This window comes from Hydrogenophaga aromaticivorans (assembly GCF_013387465.1).
GTDB classification, from domain to species: Bacteria; Pseudomonadota; Gammaproteobacteria; order Burkholderiales; family Burkholderiaceae_C; genus Hydrogenophaga; species Hydrogenophaga aromaticivorans.
In genome coordinates, this window is sequence record NZ_VYGV01000028.1 from 166992 (window position 1) to 186763 (window position 19772).

A 19772-nucleotide genomic window follows, 5' to 3' on the forward strand; every position below is an offset into this window, starting at 1 on the left:
GCGCCATGACGCCACGCGTGCACCTGGAACGGGATGGCGAGATCGCCGTCATCATGATCGACAACCCGCCCATCAACGCCGGGTCGGCCGCCGTGCGGCAGGGGCTGATGGCCGCCATTGAGACCCTGCGCAGCGACGACACGCTGGAAGGCGCGGTGCTCATCGGGGCGGGCAATACCTTCATCGCCGGGTCTGACCTGCGCGAGTTCGGCCAGCCGCTGACCGAGCCGCAGCTGCCCTCGGTGATTGTCGCCATCGAAGCCTGCGGCAAACCGGTGGTGGCGGCGCTGCAAGGCGCCGCGCTGGGAGGAGGTTTTGAACTGGCGCTCGGTTGCGATGCCCGCGTGGCCGCACCGGGCACCGTGGTCGGTCTGCCCGAGGTGACGCTGGGCATCATCCCCGGCGCGGGCGGCACGCAGCGGCTGCCGCGCATCGTCGGCATCCCCCGCGCGATCCGCATGATCTGCTCGGGCGAACGGGTGCCCGCTGCGGCGGCGCTGGAGGCGGGCCTGGTGGACCAGATTGCCGCCGGTGATCTGCGCTCTGCGGCGGTGGCGCACGCCAGGCAACTCAAGGGAAAGAAGCAGCGGGTGCGCGAACGGGTGGTGCCATCGGCCCAGAGCGCGGAGGTGGATGAAGCCACGAGCGCTGCGCTCAAGGCCGGCAAGCGCCGGCCCGCGGTGCAGGCGGCCATCGACGCCATCAAGGCCACGGCCCATGTCGGTTTCGACGACGGCTTGGCCGACGAACGCGCGGTGTTCCAGCGGCTGCGGATCTCGCGCGAGGCCTTCGCGCTGCGCCACCAGTTTTTTGCCGAACGCGACAGCGCCAAACACCCCTCGCTGGGCGAGGCCACACCGCGCGCGGTGGAGCACGTGGCCGTGATCGGCGCCGGCACCATGGGCTCGGGCATCGCCATCGCCGTGCTCGACGCGGGCTACCGCGTGCTGCTGCTGGAGCAGGACGCCGCTGCCCTGGAGCGCGGCGCGCAGCGCATCCACGCGCACTACGCCACGCGGGTGCAGGGCGGCAAGCTCGGCGCCAGCGCTGGCGCGACCTGCGAGGCCCGCCTGAAGACCAGCCTGGACTGGGCCGAACTGGCCCAGGCCGACCTGGTCATCGAAGCCGTGTTTGAAGAGCTGGGCGTGAAGCAGCAGGTGTTCCAGCGCATCGACGCCGTGGCGCGCCCGGGCGCGGTGCTGGCCTCCAACACCTCGTACCTCGACCTGGACGCCATCGCGGCGGCCACCTCACGACCGCAGGACGTGATCGGTCTGCACTTCTTCAGCCCGGCCAACGTCATGAAGCTGATGGAAGTGGTGCGCGGCCAGGCCTCTGCACCCGACGCGCTGGCCACCGGCCTCGCGTTGGGCAAGCGGCTGAAGAAGCTGCCGGTGCTGACCGGCAATGCCTTTGGTTTCATCGGCAACCGGCTCTACGCGGCCTACCGCCGCCAGTGCGAGTTCATGGTCGAAGAGGGCGCCTGGCCCGAGCAGGTGGACGCCGCGCTGCAGGCCTTCGGTTTTGCCATGGGGCCGTTCGCGGTGGCGGACCTGTCGGGTCTGGACATCGCCTGGCGCATGCGCCAGGCCCAGGCCGCCACGCGCGACCCGCAGGCCCGCTACGTGCACATTCCCGACCGCCTGTGCGAAGCCGGTCGCCTGGGCCGCAAGACCGGCGCGGGCTACTACGGCTACCCCGAAGGCAGCAAGGGCCCGCAGGTGGATGAAGCGGTGCACGAGCTCATCGCGTTTTGCCGTGCCGAAAAGGGCGTGGTTCCTCGCAGCCTGAGCGACGATGAGATCGTGCGCCGCGTGCTGCTCGCCATCGTCAACGAGGCCGCGCTGCTGCTGGCTGAAGGCGTGGCCGAACGCGCCACCGATGTGGACGTGGTGCTGGTCAACGGCTACGGCTTCCCGCGCTGGGAAGGCGGCCCGGTGTTCTGGGCGCGCGAGCGCGGTGCTGCCGCCTTGCAGGACGACATGCTTTGGCTGGCCGGGCTCTGTGGGCCGGGTTTTGTGGCCGGCGACCTGCACCATCTGCTCACGACGGAGAACTGAAGATGCACGCCGTTGAAACATTCGCGCGCTTTGCCACTGGCTTTGCGCAGACACCCCTGCCCGCCGAGGTGGCGCACCACGCCCAGCGCGCGGTGATCGACTGGTACGCCTCGATCTACCCTGGCCTGGACACCCCCGCGGTGCAGGTGCTGACCCAGACCATGGCCGAAGACCTGGACCGGGGCGCAGCGCAACTGGTGCAGGGGCGCCAGGCCACCACACGCGCAGCCGCCCTGATCCAGGGCACCGCAGCGCACGCCGCCGAGGTGGACGACAGCTTTCGCGATGCGATGTACCACCCGGGCGCGGCCACCGTCGCCGCCGCGCTGGCCGTGGCCCAGTCCACGGGCGCGAGCGGCCCCGAGTTCCTGCGCGCCGTGGTGCTGGGTTACGAAATCTCCACCCGCATCGGCGTGGTGATGGGGCGCCCCCACTACAAGTACTGGCACAACACCGGCACCATGGGCAGCTTTGGGGCGGCTGCGGCGGCGGCGAGCCTGCTGAAACTCGACGAAGCCGCCTTTGCCAACGCACTGGCCATCGCCGCGACCTTCACGGCCGGGCTGCAGCAGGCATTTCGCCTGGAAGCCATGGCCAAGCCGTTGCACGCGGGCCGAGCGGCCGAAGCCGGCGTGCTGGCCGCGCAGCTGGCCGCGGGCGGCATGTGCAGCTCGCTCGACGTGCTCGAAGGCGAGTCCGGGCTGGGGAACGCCATGAGCGAAGGGCCCGACTGGTCCGCCGTGGGTGCCACGCTGGGCACGGACTTCCACATCACCCGCTTGACCTTTAAGAACCACATCGGTTGCGGCCACACCTTTGCCGCCATCGACGGCGCGTTGGCCTTGCAGCAGCAACACGGCTTCAGCCACGCCGACATCGAACACGTTGCGCTCGGCGTCTACCAGCCCACGCTGGACATCGCCCCCCACGTGGACCCACAGAACGCCGACCAGGCGCGCTTCAGCCTGCACTACATGGTGGCCACCGCGCTGGTGCACGGCAGCGTGCGCCTCTCGGCTTTTGAACCAGATCGCTTGAACGAAACGGCCACCCGCGCGCTCATGCAACGCATCCACAAGGCACTGGACCCCGAGGTGGACGCGGCCTTCCCGGGCCGGCGCGGTGCGCGCGTGGCGATCACCCTGCGCGATGGCCGGAACCTGACGCTGCTGCAACCCGACCGCAAGGGCGACCCCGAACTGCCGCTGTCCGATGCCGACCTGGAAGGCAAGCTCATGGAGCTGGCCACGCCGGTGGTTGGCGAGGCCGAAGCCCACGCGTTGCTCGCTCGCATCTGGCAACTGCACCAGAGCTCCCACCTCCCTTGAAAAGAGACACCATGACCCACGCCTTCATCTGCGACGCTGTGCGCACACCCTTTGGCCGCTACGGCGGAGCCCTCTCCAGCGTGCGCGCCGACGATCTCGGCGCCGTTCCTCTGCGGGCCTTGCTGGAACGCCACCCGCAACTGGATTGGGAGGCGGTGGCCGACGTGATCTACGGCTGTGCCAACCAGGCCGGCGAAGACAACCGCAACGTGGCACGCATGAGCGCGTTGCTGGCGGGCTTGCCCGTGTCGCTGCCCGGCTCCACCGTGAACCGCCTGTGCGGCTCGGGCCTGGACGCGCTGGGCACGGCGGCGCGCGCCATCAAGAGCGGCGAGGCACAACTGATGATCGCCGGTGGCGTGGAGAGCATGAGCCGCGCACCGTTCGTGATGCCCAAGGCCGCCAGCGCGTTTTCGCGGGCCAACAGCGTGGAAGACACCACCATCGGCTGGCGCTTTGTCAACAGGTTGATGAAGGCCCAGTACGGCGTGGACAGCATGCCCGAGACAGCGGAGAACGTGGCGACCGAGTTCAACATCTCGCGCGCCGACCAGGACCGCATGGCCCTGGCCTCGCAGACCAAGGCCCTGGCCGCGCAACAGGCGGGCGTGTTCGACGCCGAGATCGTGCCGGTGCAGGTGCCGCAGAAGAAAGGTGAGGTCCTGGTGGTGAACCGCGACGAACACCCGCGCGCCACCACACTGGATGCCCTGGCCAAGCTCAAGGGCGTGGTGCGGCAGGACGGCAGCGTGACCGCCGGCAACGCCTCGGGCGTGAACGACGGCGCCGCCGCGCTGCTGCTCGCCAGCGAAGCCGCCGTGGCCCGCCACGGCCTCACGCCGCGGGCCCGCGTGGTCGGCATGGCCACCGCCGGTGTGCCGCCGCGCATCATGGGCATGGGCCCCGCACCGGCCACGCGCAAGGTGCTGGCGCTCACCGGCCTGACGCTGGCGCAGATGGACGTGATCGAGCTCAACGAGGCCTTTGCCGCCCAAGGCCTGGCCGTGTTGCGCGACCTGGGCCTGACCGACGACGACGCCCGCGTGAACCCCAACGGCGGTGCCATTGCCCTGGGCCACCCGCTGGGTGCGAGTGGCGCCCGCCTGGCCACCACCGCCGTCAACCAGCTGCACCGCAGCGGCGGCCGCTACGCGCTGTGCACCATGTGCATCGGGGTGGGGCAGGGCATTGCGGTGGTGCTGGAAAGGGTCTGAGGGATTCTTCCTCTTCCATTGGGTGGAATTGATGGGGTGCGCCGATCTGGCCCGACCTCTAGAGTGACCACTGTTCCTTCTACAAACACCGGAGACATTCATGAACCCATTTCCCAAGCTCGGCTTCAAGGCCTTTGCCAAGGCCGCGACGGTACTCACCACCGCCCTGGTCGTGGGCCTGTCCAGTGCCCACGCCTTCCCCGACAAACCCATCAAGCTGGTGGTGCCGTTCGCTCCCGCCGGTGGCACCGACCTGATCGCCCGCACGCTGGCGGTGGAGATGGCCAAGGAGCTGGGGCAGCCCGTGGTGGTGGACAACAAGCCGGGCGCCAGCACCATCATCGGCACCGACCTGGTGGCCAAGAGTGCGCCCGATGGCTACACGCTGGTGGTTTCGTCGATCGCGCACGCGGTCAACCCCAGCCTGATGGCGAAGATGCCCTACTCGACCGAGAAGGACTTTGCGCCCGTGTCCATGATCGTGCGTTCGCCCAACGTGCTGGTGGTGCGCGCCGACAGCCCCTTCAAGTCGCTCAAGGACGTCATCGCCGCCGCGAAGGCCGATCCGGACAAGCTGACCTATGCGTCGCCCGGCAACGGCACCTCGTCCCATCTGGCCGGTGCGCTGTTCGCCGACATGGCCAAGGTCCAGATCAAGCACGTGGCCTACAAGGGTTCGGGCCCCGCGCTCACCGACCTGCTCGGCGGTCAGACCGACATGATCTTTGCCACCTCCGGCTCGGTCGGCGGCTTCATCGACAGCGGCAAGCTGCGCGCACTGGCCGTCACCTCGGCCGAGCGCTCCACTGCATATCCCAGTGTGCCGACCGTGTCCGAGGCCGGTGTGCCCGGTTACGCCACCGAAGGCTGGTACGGCTTCTACGCGCCGGCCGGCACGCCCGCGGCCGTGATCGACAAGCTGAACGCCGCCACGCGCAAGGCCGCCAGCAGCGAGATCTTCAAGTCCAAGGTGGTGAGCGAGGGCATGGTCGTGCAGACCGGCACGCCGGCCGAGTTCGACGCCTTCGTGCGCGCGGAAATCGTTCGCTGGTCCAAGATCGTCAAGGCCGATGTGCTCGCCAAGTGAGGCGGCTGCCATGAAGCCCGTTCTCCAGGGTGTCCGGGTGCTGGACCTGACCCATGTGCTGGCCGGTCCATTCGCGGGCTACCAGCTGGCGGTGATGGGGGCCGAGGTCATCAAGATCGAGTCGCCCGAAGAGCCCGACCAGGCCCGCTACCAGGGCTCGGACGCCGCGCTCAACGACCTCGGCATGGGCACGGCCTTTTTGTCGCAGGCGTCGAACAAAAAGTCCCTGGCGCTCAACCTCAAGACCGAGGCCGGGCGCCAGGTGCTGCGCAAACTCGTGATGACCGCCGATGTGCTGATCGAGAACTACCGTCCGGGTGCCTTCGATGCGCTGGGCCTGGGCTATGCGGACCTGTCGGCGATCAACCCTCGGCTGGTCTACTGCTCCATCTCGGCCTTTGGCAGCTCCGGCCCCAAACGCGAGCTGACCGCCTACGACGGTGTGGTGCAGGCCTACTCCGGCATGATGGCCATGACCGGCGAGCCGGGCACGGCGCCCATGAAATGCGGCGCCCCCGTGGTGGACTACGCCACCGGCACCACCGCCGCTATGGCCATCCTCGCGGCACTGCTGCAGCGCGGCCAGGACGACGGCCTGGGCCAGTTCGTCGAGGTGGCGATGTCGGACGTGGCGATGATCCTCGCCAGCTCGCACCTGACCGGCTACCTCTGGAACGGGGCGCACCCGGAGCAGAAGGGCAACCGCTACCCGTTTGCCACCATCGGCTGTTACCCGGCCAGCGACGCACCGCTGATGGTCTCGGCCTCCAACCTGCGGCAGCAGCGGCGGCTGTGGGAAGCGCTGGGCCGCGCCGATCTGGTCAAGCACAACAACCGGGACCGGATCAAAGGCTATGCCGAAGAGGCCGAGGCCCTGACCCAGATTTTGCCCACCGAATCGGTCGGCCACTGGGAGGCGCTGCTGCATGGACACCGTGTGCCGGTGTCGCGTGTGCAGCGCATGGAGGCGATGCTGGCGGACGAAATTGTGCAGGGTCGAAAGGTCTTGCACCGGTTCGCCGACGAGGCCGGCGCGCTGGCCGGGTTGACCGTTCCGGTGTCCGGCTTCCAGCTTTCGCGCAGCCCGGTGGAGGTCACATCGCCTCCGCAACCCGTGGGCGCGCAAAACCAGGACCTGTTGTCGGCATTGGGCTACCCGCCCGCCGACATCGAAGCGATGCGTGCCCAGGGCGTGATTTCCTGAACCGCCCGTGGCCAGCGAAGTCCAGAACGGTGTCCGGGCGGTCGCTTTGGCGCAGATGGCTGCGCTGGAAGCGGATTGCGAACGCATCGTGCAGCCCATCCTGGGCCAGCACATGGTCTGGCGCAGGGTGGGGCACGGTCCACCCCTGGTGCTCCTGCATGGGGGCCACGGCTGCTGGCTGCACTGGGCCCGGGTGATCCCCGTACTCTCCTCCAGCTTCAGCCTGTGGATGCCCGACATGCCCGGGTACGGTGAATCGACCCTGACCCCCACGGGAGGCCTCGACGAACTTGTCGCCCAGTTGCGGCATAGCCTGGACGCGCTGCTGGGCGCCGACACACCGATACGGCTCGCTGGGTTCTCTTTTGGTGGCCTGGTCAGCGCCCTGCTGGCGGCACAGCGAGGCCATGTCGAGCGCATGGTCCTGGTGGGACCCGCGGGACATGGTGGGCGTCGCCGGCAGAACACATCGTCCTTGCCCTGGCGCGATCTGGATCCCGATCGTGATCCCGGCCAGTGGGCACAACGCATGCGCCAAAACCTGCTTGCGCAGATGCTGCACAGCGAGGCCGCTGTGGATGCGCTGGCGATGGAAATCCAGTGGCGTGGCTGCCTGAACACCCGATTTCGCAGCAAGCCGTTCTCCCGCTCGGCGGCGCTGGTTCCGGCGCTGAGCCGTTACCCGGGTGAGGTCCTGACGATCTGGGCTGAGCACGATGTCACCGCGGCACCCCATGAAATGACCGATGGCGCATCGCCAGATGGCGCCGCTCGCAAGCGGCTGATCGTCGGCGGAGCGGGACACTGGCTCATGCACGAACGCCCCGCGAAGACAGCCTCGCTGATGAAAAGCGGATTCGATGGTTGGCTATCGACCGGATAGTCGAGCCGCCAGCCGGGCGAGCCACCTTTGACGAACAGCAGCTAGAGACCACCCCATCGCTGAGGTGACGACCGGGGTCACCCGGCTTAATGGCCTTGACCTGGGACGTCTTGGGACTTCCCGGGACTTTGGAATGGTGGAGACGAGGAGGATCGAACTCCCGACCTTCGCATTGCGAACGCGACGCTCTCCCAGCTGAGCTACGTCCCCACGTGTGCGGATGTTATCAAAGTGCCGTGCGCCCCGCTGATCCACGTGTTCACGTAGGGGACTGCGCCTTGGGGGTTTCCATCGTGAGTTCGACGCGGCGGTTGACGGCGCGGTCGACCGGGTTCCACGGGGCGGCCATCGGGCGTGTGTCGGCGTAGCCACTGGCCTGCAGGCGTTGCGGTGCCACGCCTTGTTCGCTCAGGTAACGCGCGACGGCGGCGGCCCGTGCGCTGGAGAGTTCCCAGTTCGAGGGGAAACGCTCGGAGTTGATCGGGCTGCTGTCGGTGTGGCCCTCGACCACCAGCCGCATGTCGGGCTGGGCCTTGAACACGGCCACGAGTTCGTCCAGCACCGGGCGCGCGGCCGGGTTCAGCACGGCAGAGGCCGAGGCAAACAGCAGTTCGCTGCTGATGCGAAAACGGATCACGTCGTCGATGTTCACCACCTGGATGTTGCTGCCCAGGGTGTCGAGCTTCAGCTGGGCCACCGGGTTCTCGGGTTGGCCGCTGCCGTTGCCGGTCGGGTTGCTGGAATGGGGCAGGGGGATGGGCAGCGGCACCGGCGGCACGATGGTGTTCCCGGCAGCGGCTTGGGCGGGTTCTGCCGTCGGGCTGTTGGCCACCTGCTTGTCCGGGGCTTTGGTGCCGCCGGGCGGGCCGGCAAAGGAGAGCATCACCACCATCATGACCAGCATGAGCGTGATGACGTCGAGGTAGGTCAGCAACCAACCTTCTTCTTCGGTTTCGACCTTCGTGTCAAGGTGCCAGCGGCTGTAGCCGCGACCGGATGCCCTGGGCTTGCGGGTGAGGGCCGGAGGGCTCTCGGGCAAGGCCATGCGGGGCAGCTCGCCGAGGGTCATGAACTGGGACGATTCACCGCTTGACATGGGGTGTCCTTGCTCCTGTGGCGGGCCCTTTGGGACCGCCGCCGTCGTAGATTTCGTCGTCGTACTGCGCGACGAAGGCCTTGAGGGTCTCCCGCATCATGGACGGACTGCGGCCGGCGCACATCATGGAAATCCCTTCCAGCACCATGTTCATGAGCACCAGGCGCTGTTCGGTGCGGCGCTCCAGCTTGACGGCGATGGGTTTGAACAGCAGGTTGGCGAGCAGCACGCCATAGAAGGTGGTGATGAGGGCGATCCCGAGCTGGCTGCCGATGACGCCCATGTCGCCGTCGCCCAGCAGGTCCATCAGGTTCACCAGGCCGAGCAGGGTGCCGAGCATGCCGAAGGCGGGCGCGTAGCCGGCCATGACGCGGAAGAGCTGGGCCTCGGCGGTTTCGCGCGAGCGCAGGCGCGCAATGCGCCACTGCAGCATGTCCACGATCTCGTCTTCCGGCGTGCGGTCGATGATGAGTTGCACGCCGGTGCGCAGGAAGGGGTTGTTGACCTTCAGCAGCGCCCGCTCGACGGCGGCCAGGTCTCCCTGGATCCAGAGGCGCGAGATGGCCACGAGTTCTTCGATGTCGCCACGGGTATCGAGCCGTTCCTGGCGCATCACCTGGCCGACCAGGTGGAACACCCGCAGCACCTCGCGCAGCGGATAGCTCAGGAAGGTGGCGGCCAGCGTGCCGCCCAGCACGATGGCGATGCTCGGACCGTCGATGAACACCCAGGGGTTGTCAGCGGCAAACAGCACGATGACGGCCATGAGCAGCACGCTGGCGATCATGCCGATGAGGGTGGACGGGTTCAAGCTGGGACTCGCTGGGTGGTTGTCTCCCGATTGTTCCCGTGGCCGTCCTGGCCAATCGCCACATAAGCGGGGGCAAAACCCCGCTGTTTGTTTCAGACGCTCAGCCGCTCAGGTCATGCCGTTGCGCTGCGCGAGTTCAACGAACAGGGCGGAATGGTCCTGGTCCGCCAGGCCGTGGTCGGCGGCCTGGGCGAAGAGCTGTTCGAAGAGGCCGGTGATCGGCGCCTCAAAGCCCAGCTCGCTGGCGGTGGACAGGGCGTTGCGCATGTCCTTGAGCTGCACGGTGATGGCCGCGCGCTTGGCGAAGTCGCGCTCGACCATGCGCTGACCATGCACCTGCAGGATGCGGCTGTCGGCAAAACCGCCGCTGATCGCCTGGCGCACCTTGGCCATGTCGGCGCCGCCCTTCTCGCACAGCAGCAGCGCCTCGGCCACCGCGCCGATGGTGATGCCGACGATCATCTGGTTGGCCAGCTTGGCGAGCTGGCCCGCGCCGTGGGGGCCCACATGGGTGGCGCGTCCCAGCGCGCCGAACACCGGGGCCGCGCGCTCGAAATCGGCCACCTCGCCGCCCGCCATGATCGCCAGGGAGCCGGCCTCGGCGCCCACCGTGCCGCCCGACACCGGCGCGTCGAGGTGCATTGCACCCAGCGCCGCCAGCCGCGCGGCGTGATCACGGGCCTGGCGCGGCAGGATGGAAGACATGTCCACCACCAGCGTGCCCAGGCGCAGGGCGGTGGCCACACCCTGGCGGAACAGCACGTCTTCCACCACATCGCCATTTTCCAGCAGGGTGATCACGAAGTCGGCCTGCGCCACGGCCTGGGCCGGTGTGTCGGCCACACGGGCGCCGAAGGGCTGCAGGCGTTCGGCCTTCGCCCGCGAGCGGTTCCAGGCGGTCACCTGGTGACCCGCCTCGCACAGCCGGCGCGCCATGGGGAAGCCCATCAGGCCGATGCCCAGCACGGCAATGGACAGCGGGATGACGGGGTCGGTGTGGGGTGTGGAGCCGGGCATGTTTCGGGTGTCTTCGACGAGGGCAAAGGGAAAAATTGTAGGGGTTGGCGGTCTGCCGACAGACAAAAAAAGCGGTTTTCAGGACGGGCCTGAAAACCGCTGCAAATGGTTCAAAAGAACCATGGAGTTGTTCTAACTGGCCGTCGCCAGGTCCCGGGGAGTGCGGTTCATGTGGTGGCCCAGGTTGCGGCTGGCCAGACCGCAGTGCTGGCGCATCAGGGTTTCGGCCAGCACGGCATCGCCGGCCGCGACGGCGTGGGCGATGGCTTCGTGTTCGTCCCACACCGGCTCACGCAGGCTGGAGGTCTGCAGCGTGACGCCCATGGCGCGACGGATGTGATGCCAGTGCAGCAGTGCGCTCTGTTCGATCAGGGGGTTGTCGGCCGCCTGGTAGAGCGCCCGGTGGAAGGCCAGGTCGGCGTCGATCATGGCCTGGATGTCGGCGCGCCGCACGGCTTCGCGCCCGCGCTCCAGCACGGCCGGGTCGATGCGGGTGCGCCGTTCCGCGGCCCGTCGTGCGGCCAGCACATCCAGCGCGCCGCGCACTTCGTAGACCTGGGCGATCCAGTCCGCGTCCAGGGGCGCCACCAGCAGACCACGGCTGCGTCCGCCCGGGCCGCTGGCCATGGGCGCATCGTGCACAAAGCCCTCTTTCTTCAGCAGGCGCAAGGCCTGCACGACCGGCTGGCGCGACACCGCGAGCTGTTCGGCCAGCTCTTCCTGGGTGATGCGCTGACCGGGCGCCAGCGAACCGTCGCTGATGGCGCCGAGCAGGGCGCGGTAGACCTGGTCGGTCAGGTCGGGGGTGGTTTCGATCTGGATGAGTTGGGCGGTCATGGCGATATTTGAATTCTGAATTCAGAATACACGATTCGCCCGCAGCTGTCACCGTCGCGCCTGCGTGACACAATGCGCGACCATGAAAAACGCCGCCCGCCCAGACCCCGCCTGGCTCGACAGCCAGTACAACAACCGCGCCCTCGTGCCCGAGCACGGCGTTCATTTCGAGCGCTGGAAAACCGACTCGCAGCGCGCGCGCGAACGGCTCGGCGGGCTGCTCGATGTGGCCTACGGACACGCTGAGGGTGAAAAGCTCGACGTCTTTCCCGCGCAGCGCAAGCCGGGCGCGCCCTTGGCGCCGGTGCTGGTGTTCATCCACGGCGGTTACTGGCGCAGCCTGGACAAGGCGGACCACAGCTTCCTGGCGCCGTCGTTCGTGAAGCAGGGCGCCTGCGTCGTGGTGCCGAACTACGCGCTGTGCCCGGCGGTGACCATTCCCGACATCACCCTGCAGATGGTGCAGGCGCTGGCCTGGGTGTACCGCCACATAGGCGTGCACGGCGGCGACCGGCGGCGCATCACCGTGGTGGGTCATTCGGCGGGCGGGCACTTGGCCGCCATGCTGCTGGCCTGCCAGTGGCCGGCGGTGGCGGCCGATCTGCCGCCCGACCTGGTGAAGAACGCGTTGTCGATCTCGGGCGTGTTCGACCTGGAGCCGCTGCGCCACACGCCTTTCGTTGCCGACTCCCTGCGCCTGACACCGGCGCAGGTGAAAAAAGCCAGCCCGGCGCTGCTGCCCGCGCCGCCGCTGCGCGACGGCCGGGGCGCGCTGTTCAGCGTGGCCGGTGGGAGCGAGAGCAGCGAGTTCCTGCGCCAGAACCAGCTGATCCAGCAGGTCTGGGGGTCGCAGGTGGTGCCCGTGGCCGAAGCCCTGCCGGGCCTGAACCACTTCAGCGTGCTCGAAGCGCTGGTGCAGCCGCGGCACCGGTTGAACCAGCTGGCAAAGCAGTTGTTGAAGGTCTAGGCTCAGTCCCGCCGCGCTGCGCGCGGCGGGATTTACATGAACAGATGCTCCCCGGCGTTCTCGCCGCCCAGGATCACGTAGTTCACTTTTTTCAGGTCCAGCAGCTTGGTGCCGCCCGAATAGCTGATCGAGCTCTGCACGTCCTGCTCCATCTCGATCAAGGTCTCGGCCAGCTTGCCCTTGATCGGCTCCAGGATGCGCTTGCCTTCGACGTGCCGGTACTCGCCCTTGTTGAAGTCGCTGGCCGAGCCGTAGTACTCCTTGTAGAGCACGCCGTCGACTTCCACCGTCTGGCCCGGTGACTCTTCGTGCCCGGCGAACAGCGAGCCGATCATGACCATGGACGCGCCGAAGCGGATGCTCTTGGCGATGTCGCCGTGGCTGCGGATGCCGCCGTCGGCAATGATCGGTTTGGTCGCCACGCGGGCGCACCACTTGAGCGCCGAGAGCTGCCAGCCGCCGGTACCGAAACCGGTCTTGAGCTTGGTGATGCAGACCTTGCCCGGGCCCACGCCCACCTTGGTGGCATCGGCGCCCCAGTTCTCCAGATCGATCACCGCCTCGGGCGTGGCCACGTTGCCCGCGATCACGAAGCTGCCCGTGAGCCGGGCCTTGATGTAGCCGATCATGTCGCGCACGCTGTCGGCGTGGCCGTGGGCGATGTCGATCGTGATGTACTCGGGCACCAGGCCTTCGGCGGCGAGGGTGTCCACCGTGGCGCGGTCGGGCGCCTTCACGCCCAGCGAGATCGAGGCGTAGACACCCGCGCCGTGCATGTCGCGCACGAACTGCACGTTGTCCAGATCAAAGCGGTGCATCACATAGAAGTAGCCGTTCTGGGCCATCCAGAGGCAGATCTTCTGATCCACCACGGTCTTCATGTTGGCGGGCACCACCGGCAGGCGGAACTTGCGGCCACCCAACTCCACGCCAGCGTCGCATTCCGAGCGGCTCTGCACGCGGCACTTGCGCGGGAGCAACAAAATATTGTCGTAGTCAAAAATTTCCATTTGAAACCAGGCTCCAGAAAACTGTTGTAGATGAACAGGGAGAGCGCTTGGCTTGGGTCCGGCTTTCGGTTCGGCGGGAATCCATCCGGCCAAAAAGAAACCGGGCGCAAGAATCTTGGGCCCGGTGATTGATTCTAGGCGCTCTGGCGCCGCTCGCCCAGACCGCCGGCCGGTTGGTGGCGGTATGACGCTCATATGGTTGCTCATATAGATCCATCGTCGGGCACCGGCTTCCTACAATCGACACCATGTTGTTTGAAGAACCCGTTGCCTCCTCCCCGCTGCTCGCGGGCCTCAATGCCGAACAGGGCGCCGCCGTCACGCTGCCCGCCGAACACGCGCTCATCCTCGCTGGCGCCGGCTCGGGCAAGACCCGCGTGCTCACCACGCGCATCGCCTGGCTGCTGCAGACCGGGCAGGTGACGCCCGGCGGCGTGCTGGCCGTGACCTTCACCAACAAGGCCGCCAAGGAGATGATGACGCGGCTGTCGGCCATGCTGCCCATCAACGTGCGCGGCATGTGGATCGGCACCTTCCACGGCCTGTGCAACCGCTTCCTGCGCGCGCACCACAAGCTGGCCAACCTGCCGCAGACCTTTCAGATTCTCGACACCCAAGATCAGCTCTCGGCCGTCAAGCGCCTGTGCAAGCAGTTCAACGTAGACGACGAGCGCTATCCGCCCAAGCAGATCCAGTATTTCATCAGCGGCTGCAAGGAAGACGGTCAGCGCCCGGGCGACGTGGTGGCGCGTGACGAAGAGACGCGCAAGAAGGTCGAGCTGTACGCGCTCTACGAAGAGCAGTGCCAGCGCGAAGGCGTGGTCGATTTCGGTGAGCTGATGCTGCGCTCATACGAAGTTCTGCGCGACAACGACCCGGTGCGCGAGCACTACCAGCGCCGCTTCAAACACATCCTGATCGACGAGTTCCAGGACACCAACCGCCTGCAGTACGCCTGGATCAAGATGTTCAGCACGCCGCCGCTCGAAGGGCTCACGCCCTCGGGCAACGCGGTGTTTGCCGTGGGCGACGACGACCAGAGCATCTACGCCTTCCGCGGCGCGCGCGTGGGCAACATGGCCGACTTCGTGCGCGAGTTCCGCGTGAAGCACCAGATCAAGCTGGAGCAGAACTACCGCAGCGTCAGCAACATCCTCGACTCGGCCAACCAGCTGATCAGCCACAACAGCAACCGCCTGGGCAAGAACCTGCGCACCGACGCGGGCGCGGGCGAGCCGGTGCGGGTGTTCGAGGCCACCAGCGACTTCGCCGAAGCGCAGTGGATCGTGGACGAGATGAAGCAGCTCGCGCGCGAAGACGTGCCCAAGAGCGAGATGGCTGTGCTCTACCGCAGCAACGCGCAGAGCCGCGTGGTGGAAACCGCGCTGTTCAACGCCGGCATGCCCTACCGCGTGTACGGCGGTCTGCGCTTCTTCGAGCGCGCCGAAATCAAGCACGCGCTGGCCTACCTGCGCCTGCTGGAAAACGCCAACGACGACACCAGTTTCCTGCGCGTGGTGAACTTCCCGCCGCGCGGCATCGGGGCGCGCAGCATCGAGCAGTTGCAGGATGTGGCGCGCAGCTCGGGCTGTTCGCTGCACGACGCGGTGAGCGCCGTCACCGGCCGCGCCGGCGCGGCCATCGGCGGTTTCGTGGCCAAGCTCGACGTGCTGCGCGAGCGCTCGGTGGGCATGACGCTGTCCGAGATCATCGAGCTGGTGCTGGATCACAGCGGCCTGATCGAGCACTACCGGGCCGAGCGCGAAGGGCAGGACCGGGTGGAAAACCTGGAAGAACTGGTGAGCGCAGCGAAGAGCTTTGTGGGCATCGAAGGCTTTGGCCGCGACGCGGTGGCGCGCACGGTGGATGGTTCGCCGCTGACGCAGAGCCCGGCCAGCCAGGGCATCGACCCGACGCTGCCGGTGCTGGACGAACCGCTCGCGCCCGACGCCGACACCGGCGAAACCATGAGCCCGCTCGCAGCCTTCCTCACCCACGCCGCGCTCGAATCCGGCGACAACCAGGCGCAGGCCGGGCAGGACGCGGTGCAGCTCATGACGGTGCACGCCGCCAAGGGCCTGGAGTTCGACTGCGTGTTCATCACCGGCATGGAGGAGGGCCTGTTTCCGCACGAGAACTCCATGAGCGACCGCGACGGACTGGAAGAGGAACGCCGCCTGATGTATGTCGCGATCACGCGCGCGCGCAAGCGCCTGTACCTCAGCCACTCGCAGACGCGCATGCTGCATGGCCAGACCCGATACAACATGAAAAGCCGCTTCTTCGAAGAACTGCCCGAGGCCTGCCTGAAGTGGCTCACGCCGCAGCAGCCGGCCTGGAACCCGAGCGCAGCTGGAGCGGGCGGTGGCGGTGGCTGGCAGGGCAACCGGGGTGGCTACGGCACGCGCGGAGCCGGTGCGCCCGCTGTGTTGCAACCCGCCTGGTCACCGGGCTGGGCCTCGGGCAGCGACCCGAAAGGCCTGGGCGGCAAGAGCAACCCCGAGCCCGACCGCGGCACCGACATCAAGGCCGGCATGAAGGTGTTCCACAACAAGTTCGGCGAAGGCAAGGTGCTGGCGCTGGAAGGCGCGGGCGCCGATGCGCGGGCCCAGGTCAGCTTCTCGCGGCATGGCGTGAAGTGGCTGGCGCTGAGTGTGGCCAAGCTCACGCCGGTGGACGACTGAGCGATCCGGCCTCAGCCGCAAAAAAGCCGCGACAGGCACAGCCTGTCGCGGCCAAAAAAATCACGCGGTCTCTGATTGACTGATGTCTCCGCGCAACCTGGCAACTGCCACGGCGTGCGCAAGGCACGCCGTTTCAAGTCACATCAGAAGTCGTGGCGCACGCCCACGGCGTACAGGCGGTTCTCGCCCGTCTTGTTGCCGGCGCCATCCTTGTTCTCGATGTCACGCAGGCCCGCGTACAGCTTGGTGCGCTTGGACATCTTGTAGGTGGCACCCAGGCCCAGGCCGCTGGCCTTGGCGCTGGTGCCGCCGCCGATTTCGGTCTTGCTCGTGGCGTAGCCCACCGAGAAGTCGAAGGCGCCCACGGGCACGTTCACACCCAGGGTCAGCTCGGTGTCGTCGCCTTTGGCATCCGTGCCCGAGCGGGTGTTGTAGCCGATCGAGAGCGCGGCTGCGCCCAGGTCATAGGCACCGGCCAGTTGCAGGTACTTGTCCTCGGTTTCCTTCTGGTTCTGGTAGCCCAGCGCGAAGTTCATCGGGCCGTTCTTGTAACCCAGCAGCAAGGCCGTGATCGTGCTGTCCGTGTCGGCCTTCTGGTCGAAGGCGTAGGACAGGCCGCCGTAGACGCCGCCCATGCTCGGCAGGTCGTAGCGGATCTGGCTGTTGGCGCGGCTCGCGTAGTCGCCACCCGACTTGAACACGCCGTTGCCCGCAGGGGTGAAGGACGAGTCGAACACGGAGTTGCTGACAGACAGAGCGCGCGCGTCGTCGTAGACGGTGTAGCCGCGACCCAGGGTCAGCTTGCCGAAACCACCCATCAGGCCCATGCTGGCTTCGCCTTTGAACGAAGGCGATTGCACTTCACCGGTGGTCAGGTCCAGGCGCTGCTCGAACTTGAAATGGGCCTTGAGGCCGCCGCCCAGGTCTTCGGTGCCACGCAGGCCCCAGCGCGAGGTGGTCAGGCCACCGTTGATCATCTTGGTGCTGCTTTCGCCGTCGACTTTTTCGGAGCCCACGCCCACATCGGCGCGGCCATAAAGGGTGACGGAAGATTGCGCCATGGTGGCGCCCGAAGCGGCCAGCACGGCCAGAGCGATGAGGCTCTTTTTCATTGAATTTTCTCCAGAGGTTTGGTGAATGGGAAGGCGGCGAGAGACCGCCGGCTTCCACACCCGTTGCCATTTGCAAGCAGGTGTGTGTATTTCATCGAACGACCATAAAAGCTCTGTGACACAAGCCGGGTTTGCTCTCATTGTTGCAATGCAACAACAAACATTTTTCAGGGCTTGCCGGCATTGACCCAGCGCGTCCAGCCGGCGCCGTCGTTGTCGTTGACGACCCAGAGCGCGCCCTTGAAGACCACCATGCCTTCGGCCTTTTCCTGCACGTAGTTGAAGTCCTTGCGCAGGTCGCGAACCAGGGTCTTGGTGAGGGTGGTGCCTTCGGTCACGTCGGCGGCTTTCACGCTGTAGATGCGTTTGACTTCGGCGTTGATGGCCTGGCCTTCGCCACCACCCTTGTCGCGTTCGAGCAGCAGCAGGCGGCCGTCTTCGGTGAGCTGGATTTCGGACAAGCCCATCCAGAATTTTTGGGCGTCCTTGCTGTGCTGGTCCAGCGGGTAGAGCGCCGTGGTCCAGGTGTTGGTGGGCAGGTGCAGCTTCAGGATGGCGGCCTGGGGTTTGTTCAGGTCAAAGCCACGCTGCACCGCCATGTAGAGCGTCTGGCCATCGGCGCTGGCGGTCACGCCCTCGTAGCCGGTGCTGGTCTTGGGGCTGGCGAACTTCGCCTGCACGCTGGCGGGCAGCTTCACGCGCTGCTGCACCACGCCGGCCATGTTCACTTTGATGAGCTCGTTGTCGGCGACGGCCTTGCCTTCCGAGGCGATCCAGAAGCCGTCGGCCACCCTGGCGATGCCTTCGGGGTCCACCTTCAATGCTTTGCCGTCGGCCTCGGTGAGCAGGGTCACCTGGTCCAGCGTCAAACGTCCCTGCGCCGCATCCGAGGGATCGATGCGGAAGATGCGCGACTGGCCGAAGGCGTTGTCGGGCACGGCGTAGAGGTGTGTGCCGTCGGTGCTCAGGCCCGAGAGTGCACCCCAGGGCAGGCCCGCGTCCTTCGCCACCAGCTGGGGCTCGGTGGCGCCGGCTGGCGCGCCCCTGGCATGGAAGCGGTAGATGTTGAGCGAGTTTTCTTTTTCGTTCGCCGTGACGAACAGCTGCTGGCCGTCGCGGCGCTTCGTCACGGTGGTCAGGCCCTCGGGCGACATGCCGGTGGGCAGCAGTTGCACAAACTGCGGTTGCTTCGGATCGTCCACGCGGTAGACCTCGACGAAAGAACCCCGCTCCGAACCGACCAGCAGGTAGGGCTTGCCGCCGAAGCGGCCGGCCGTCACGGCTTCCATCTCCACGCCCTTGGACGCCGAGCGCCCGTCCGGGTAGTGGCCATGCAACAGTGCGTTCACTTCGGTGCGTTCACCGGTTTCGTAGACCACCTCGCCGCGGGTGTTCATCAGCGTGAAGCCGCGGCCGCCGGGCATCACACCGTTCTTGTCTTTCTTGCCGTCGCCTTCGTTGGCCGTGGCGAACACGCCCGGTGCCACCCAGGCCACCGCATCGGCCTCGCGGCGCGCGGTGAAGCTGTCCTTGAACGCGACTTCCTTGTCCTTCTTCAGGTCGGCGTTTCCGTTGCGGGTCACGGTGCCGGTGGAGAACACGCGCTCCAGGCGCGCACGCGTCGGGTGGCTCAGGTCGATGAGGGCGACGGCGTTGTTCTCCTGCAGCGAGACCACGGCTTTGCGGGCGCGCGAGTCGATGGACACGAACTCCGGCTGCGGGTCGTTCGGGTAGACGATGCCGGGCACGGCCTGCAGCGCCTGCACCAGTTGGATCGACTGCACGCCGCTGCTGGTGCCGCCATACAGGTCCTGCAGTCCGACCACGTCGATGCGGCCGGGGCGCTGGCCACCCAGCGTGGCGTCGCCCTCGGCGTCGGTTTCTTCGTCTTCGATCGCCACCACGGCGCGCAGCGTGCGGCCCTGGCCAGCGAGCGCCAGCGAATCGGGGCCGATGCCCACGGTGATGTCCTTGACGTGTTTCACGGCAGCGGGCTGGCGGATGTCGTACACGCGCACCAGACCACGGCGCGCGTTGGCCACGTCGTCACCCAGGCGCACCGCCACCACGGCATAGCGGCCGTCGGGGCTGATGGCTACCGAGGTCGGTTCGCCCAGGCCCATCAGCTGCACGTTCACACGCGGCAGCAGCACCGGCTGTTCGGGCTTGGAGATGTCCACCATGCCCAGCACACCCGCGTCGGCGCTGGTGTAGACCAGGGTCATGCCGTCGGGCGTGGCGGCCACGATCTCGGCCACGCCGTCCACCGGAAGGTGGTGGACCATGGTGAAGCGGCCAGCCGAAGGGGCTGGCGGCGCGGCCTGGGCGAGTGAGGTGAAAGCGAATGAAGCGGCCAGCGCCGCGGTCAGGGTGCAGAGACGAAGTGTGTTCATGGGAAGTGGTGAGCGAGGAACAAAACCTCGCCAGCCTACGGTTCGCATGTGTCATGGCCGTGACCCGAA

At 67.2% G+C, this 19772-nt stretch carries 15 protein-coding genes and 1 tRNA gene; 8 read left to right on the forward strand and 8 right to left on the reverse strand.

Features of this window, described 5'->3' with window-relative positions; all coding sequences use genetic code 11:
- Window positions 1-5: 5 nt before the first annotated feature.
- The 6 genes from F3K02_RS26045 (at window position 6) to F3K02_RS26070 (ending at window position 7776) form a co-directional block, all read left to right on the forward strand.
- Window positions 6-2060, forward strand: a complete 2055-nt coding sequence (locus tag F3K02_RS26045) for a 3-hydroxyacyl-CoA dehydrogenase NAD-binding domain-containing protein (RefSeq protein ID WP_177139435.1) — start codon at window positions 6-8, stop codon at window positions 2058-2060.
- Window positions 2061-2062: 2 nt separating this feature from the next.
- Window positions 2063-3388 carry an MmgE/PrpD family protein gene (locus F3K02_RS26050; protein WP_177139437.1) on the forward strand — a complete coding sequence of 442 codons (1326 nt, stop codon included), beginning with the start codon at window positions 2063-2065 and terminating at the stop codon, window positions 3386-3388.
- 11 nt (window positions 3389-3399) lie between these two features.
- Window positions 3400-4602, forward strand: a complete 1203-nt coding sequence (pcaF, locus tag F3K02_RS26055; protein WP_177139439.1) for a 3-oxoadipyl-CoA thiolase — start codon at window positions 3400-3402, stop codon at window positions 4600-4602.
- A gap of 100 nt (window positions 4603-4702) precedes the next feature.
- Window positions 4703-5689 carry a tripartite tricarboxylate transporter substrate binding protein gene (locus F3K02_RS26060; protein ID WP_177139441.1) on the forward strand — a complete coding sequence of 329 codons (987 nt, stop codon included), beginning with the start codon at window positions 4703-4705 and terminating at the stop codon, window positions 5687-5689.
- Window positions 5690-5699: 10 nt separating this feature from the next.
- Window positions 5700-6893 carry a CaiB/BaiF CoA transferase family protein gene (locus F3K02_RS26065; RefSeq protein ID WP_177139443.1) on the forward strand — a complete coding sequence of 398 codons (1194 nt, stop codon included), beginning with the start codon at window positions 5700-5702 and terminating at the stop codon, window positions 6891-6893.
- 7 nt (window positions 6894-6900) lie between these two features.
- Window positions 6901-7776 carry an alpha/beta fold hydrolase gene (locus tag F3K02_RS26070; protein ID WP_177139445.1) on the forward strand — a complete coding sequence of 292 codons (876 nt, stop codon included), beginning with the start codon at window positions 6901-6903 and terminating at the stop codon, window positions 7774-7776.
- Window positions 7777-7910: 134 nt separating this feature from the next.
- Here F3K02_RS26070 and F3K02_RS26075 read toward each other — a convergent pair.
- The 5 genes from F3K02_RS26075 to F3K02_RS26095 all read right to left on the reverse strand — a co-directional run bounded on the left by F3K02_RS26075 (window position 7911) and on the right by F3K02_RS26095 (window position 11537).
- Window positions 7911-7986, reverse strand: a tRNA-Ala gene (locus F3K02_RS26075).
- A 49-nt stretch (window positions 7987-8035) separates the two neighbouring features.
- On the reverse strand, window positions 8036-8872 hold the full coding sequence (locus tag F3K02_RS26080) for an OmpA/MotB family protein (RefSeq protein WP_177139447.1): 837 nt from the start codon (window positions 8870-8872) through the stop codon (window positions 8036-8038).
- Window positions 8859-9683 (reverse strand): motility protein A, encoded by an 825-nt coding sequence (locus F3K02_RS26085; RefSeq protein ID WP_177139448.1) that lies wholly within the window; start codon window positions 9681-9683, stop codon window positions 8859-8861. Before F3K02_RS26085 ends, F3K02_RS26080 begins: the two co-directional genes overlap by 14 nt.
- 108 nt (window positions 9684-9791) lie before the next feature.
- Window positions 9792-10700, reverse strand: a complete 909-nt coding sequence (locus F3K02_RS26090) for an NAD(P)-dependent oxidoreductase (protein WP_177139450.1) — start codon at window positions 10698-10700, stop codon at window positions 9792-9794.
- 132 nt (window positions 10701-10832) lie between these two features.
- Complete coding sequence (locus F3K02_RS26095; protein ID WP_177139452.1) at window positions 10833-11537, reverse strand: GntR family transcriptional regulator; 705 nt, start codon at window positions 11535-11537, stop codon at window positions 10833-10835.
- An 82-nt stretch (window positions 11538-11619) separates the two neighbouring features.
- Here F3K02_RS26095 and F3K02_RS26100 point away from each other — a divergent pair, with 82 nt between their 5' ends.
- Window positions 11620-12504 carry an alpha/beta hydrolase gene (locus F3K02_RS26100; protein ID WP_177139454.1) on the forward strand — a complete coding sequence of 295 codons (885 nt, stop codon included), beginning with the start codon at window positions 11620-11622 and terminating at the stop codon, window positions 12502-12504.
- A gap of 32 nt (window positions 12505-12536) precedes the next feature.
- Here F3K02_RS26100 and F3K02_RS26105 read toward each other — a convergent pair whose 3' ends face one another.
- Window positions 12537-13514: a GMP reductase gene (locus tag F3K02_RS26105; RefSeq protein WP_177139456.1), complete on the reverse strand. Its 978-nt coding sequence runs from the start codon at window positions 13512-13514 to the stop codon at window positions 12537-12539.
- A 248-nt stretch (window positions 13515-13762) separates the two neighbouring features.
- Here F3K02_RS26105 and F3K02_RS26110 point away from each other — a divergent pair, with 248 nt between their 5' ends.
- On the forward strand, window positions 13763-16198 hold the full coding sequence (locus tag F3K02_RS26110; RefSeq protein WP_177139458.1) for a UvrD-helicase domain-containing protein: 2436 nt from the start codon (window positions 13763-13765) through the stop codon (window positions 16196-16198).
- A gap of 143 nt (window positions 16199-16341) precedes the next feature.
- Here the strand turns inward: F3K02_RS26110 and F3K02_RS26115 are convergent, their stop codons facing one another.
- Both F3K02_RS26115 and F3K02_RS26120 read right to left on the reverse strand, forming a co-directional pair.
- Complete coding sequence (locus F3K02_RS26115) at window positions 16342-17310, reverse strand: porin (RefSeq protein ID WP_177139460.1); 969 nt, start codon at window positions 17308-17310, stop codon at window positions 16342-16344.
- A gap of 167 nt (window positions 17311-17477) precedes the next feature.
- Window positions 17478-19703 carry an esterase-like activity of phytase family protein gene (locus F3K02_RS26120; RefSeq protein WP_177139462.1) on the reverse strand — a complete coding sequence of 742 codons (2226 nt, stop codon included), beginning with the start codon at window positions 19701-19703 and terminating at the stop codon, window positions 17478-17480.
- Window positions 19704-19772 lie beyond the last annotated feature (69 nt).

Bases quoted from the DNA above. Each gene is read 5' to 3' on its own strand.
- F3K02_RS26050 (WP_177139437.1), top strand. From the start codon at position 2,063: ATGCACGCCGTTGAAACATTCGCGCGCTTTGCCACTGGCTTTGCGCAG.
- F3K02_RS26115 (WP_177139460.1), bottom strand. From the start codon at position 17,310: ATGAAAAAGAGCCTCATCGCTCTGGCCGTGCTGGCCGCTTCGGGCGCC.
- F3K02_RS26105 (WP_177139456.1), bottom strand. From the start codon at position 13,514: ATGGAAATTTTTGACTACGACAATATTTTGTTGCTCCCGCGCAAGTGC.
- F3K02_RS26120 (WP_177139462.1), bottom strand. From the start codon at position 19,703: ATGAACACACTTCGTCTCTGCACCCTGACCGCGGCGCTGGCCGCTTCA.
- F3K02_RS26090 (WP_177139450.1), bottom strand. From the start codon at position 10,700: ATGCCCGGCTCCACACCCCACACCGACCCCGTCATCCCGCTGTCCATT.
- F3K02_RS26095 (WP_177139452.1), bottom strand. From the start codon at position 11,537: ATGACCGCCCAACTCATCCAGATCGAAACCACCCCCGACCTGACCGAC.
- pcaF (WP_177139439.1), top strand. From the start codon at position 3,400: ATGACCCACGCCTTCATCTGCGACGCTGTGCGCACACCCTTTGGCCGC.
- F3K02_RS26065 (WP_177139443.1), top strand. From the start codon at position 5,700: ATGAAGCCCGTTCTCCAGGGTGTCCGGGTGCTGGACCTGACCCATGTG.
- F3K02_RS26110 (WP_177139458.1), top strand. From the start codon at position 13,763: ATGTTGTTTGAAGAACCCGTTGCCTCCTCCCCGCTGCTCGCGGGCCTC.
- F3K02_RS26045 (WP_177139435.1), top strand. From the start codon at position 6: ATGACGCCACGCGTGCACCTGGAACGGGATGGCGAGATCGCCGTCATC.
- F3K02_RS26100 (WP_177139454.1), top strand. From the start codon at position 11,620: ATGAAAAACGCCGCCCGCCCAGACCCCGCCTGGCTCGACAGCCAGTAC.
- F3K02_RS26060 (WP_177139441.1), top strand. From the start codon at position 4,703: ATGAACCCATTTCCCAAGCTCGGCTTCAAGGCCTTTGCCAAGGCCGCG.
- F3K02_RS26080 (WP_177139447.1), bottom strand. From the start codon at position 8,872: ATGTCAAGCGGTGAATCGTCCCAGTTCATGACCCTCGGCGAGCTGCCC.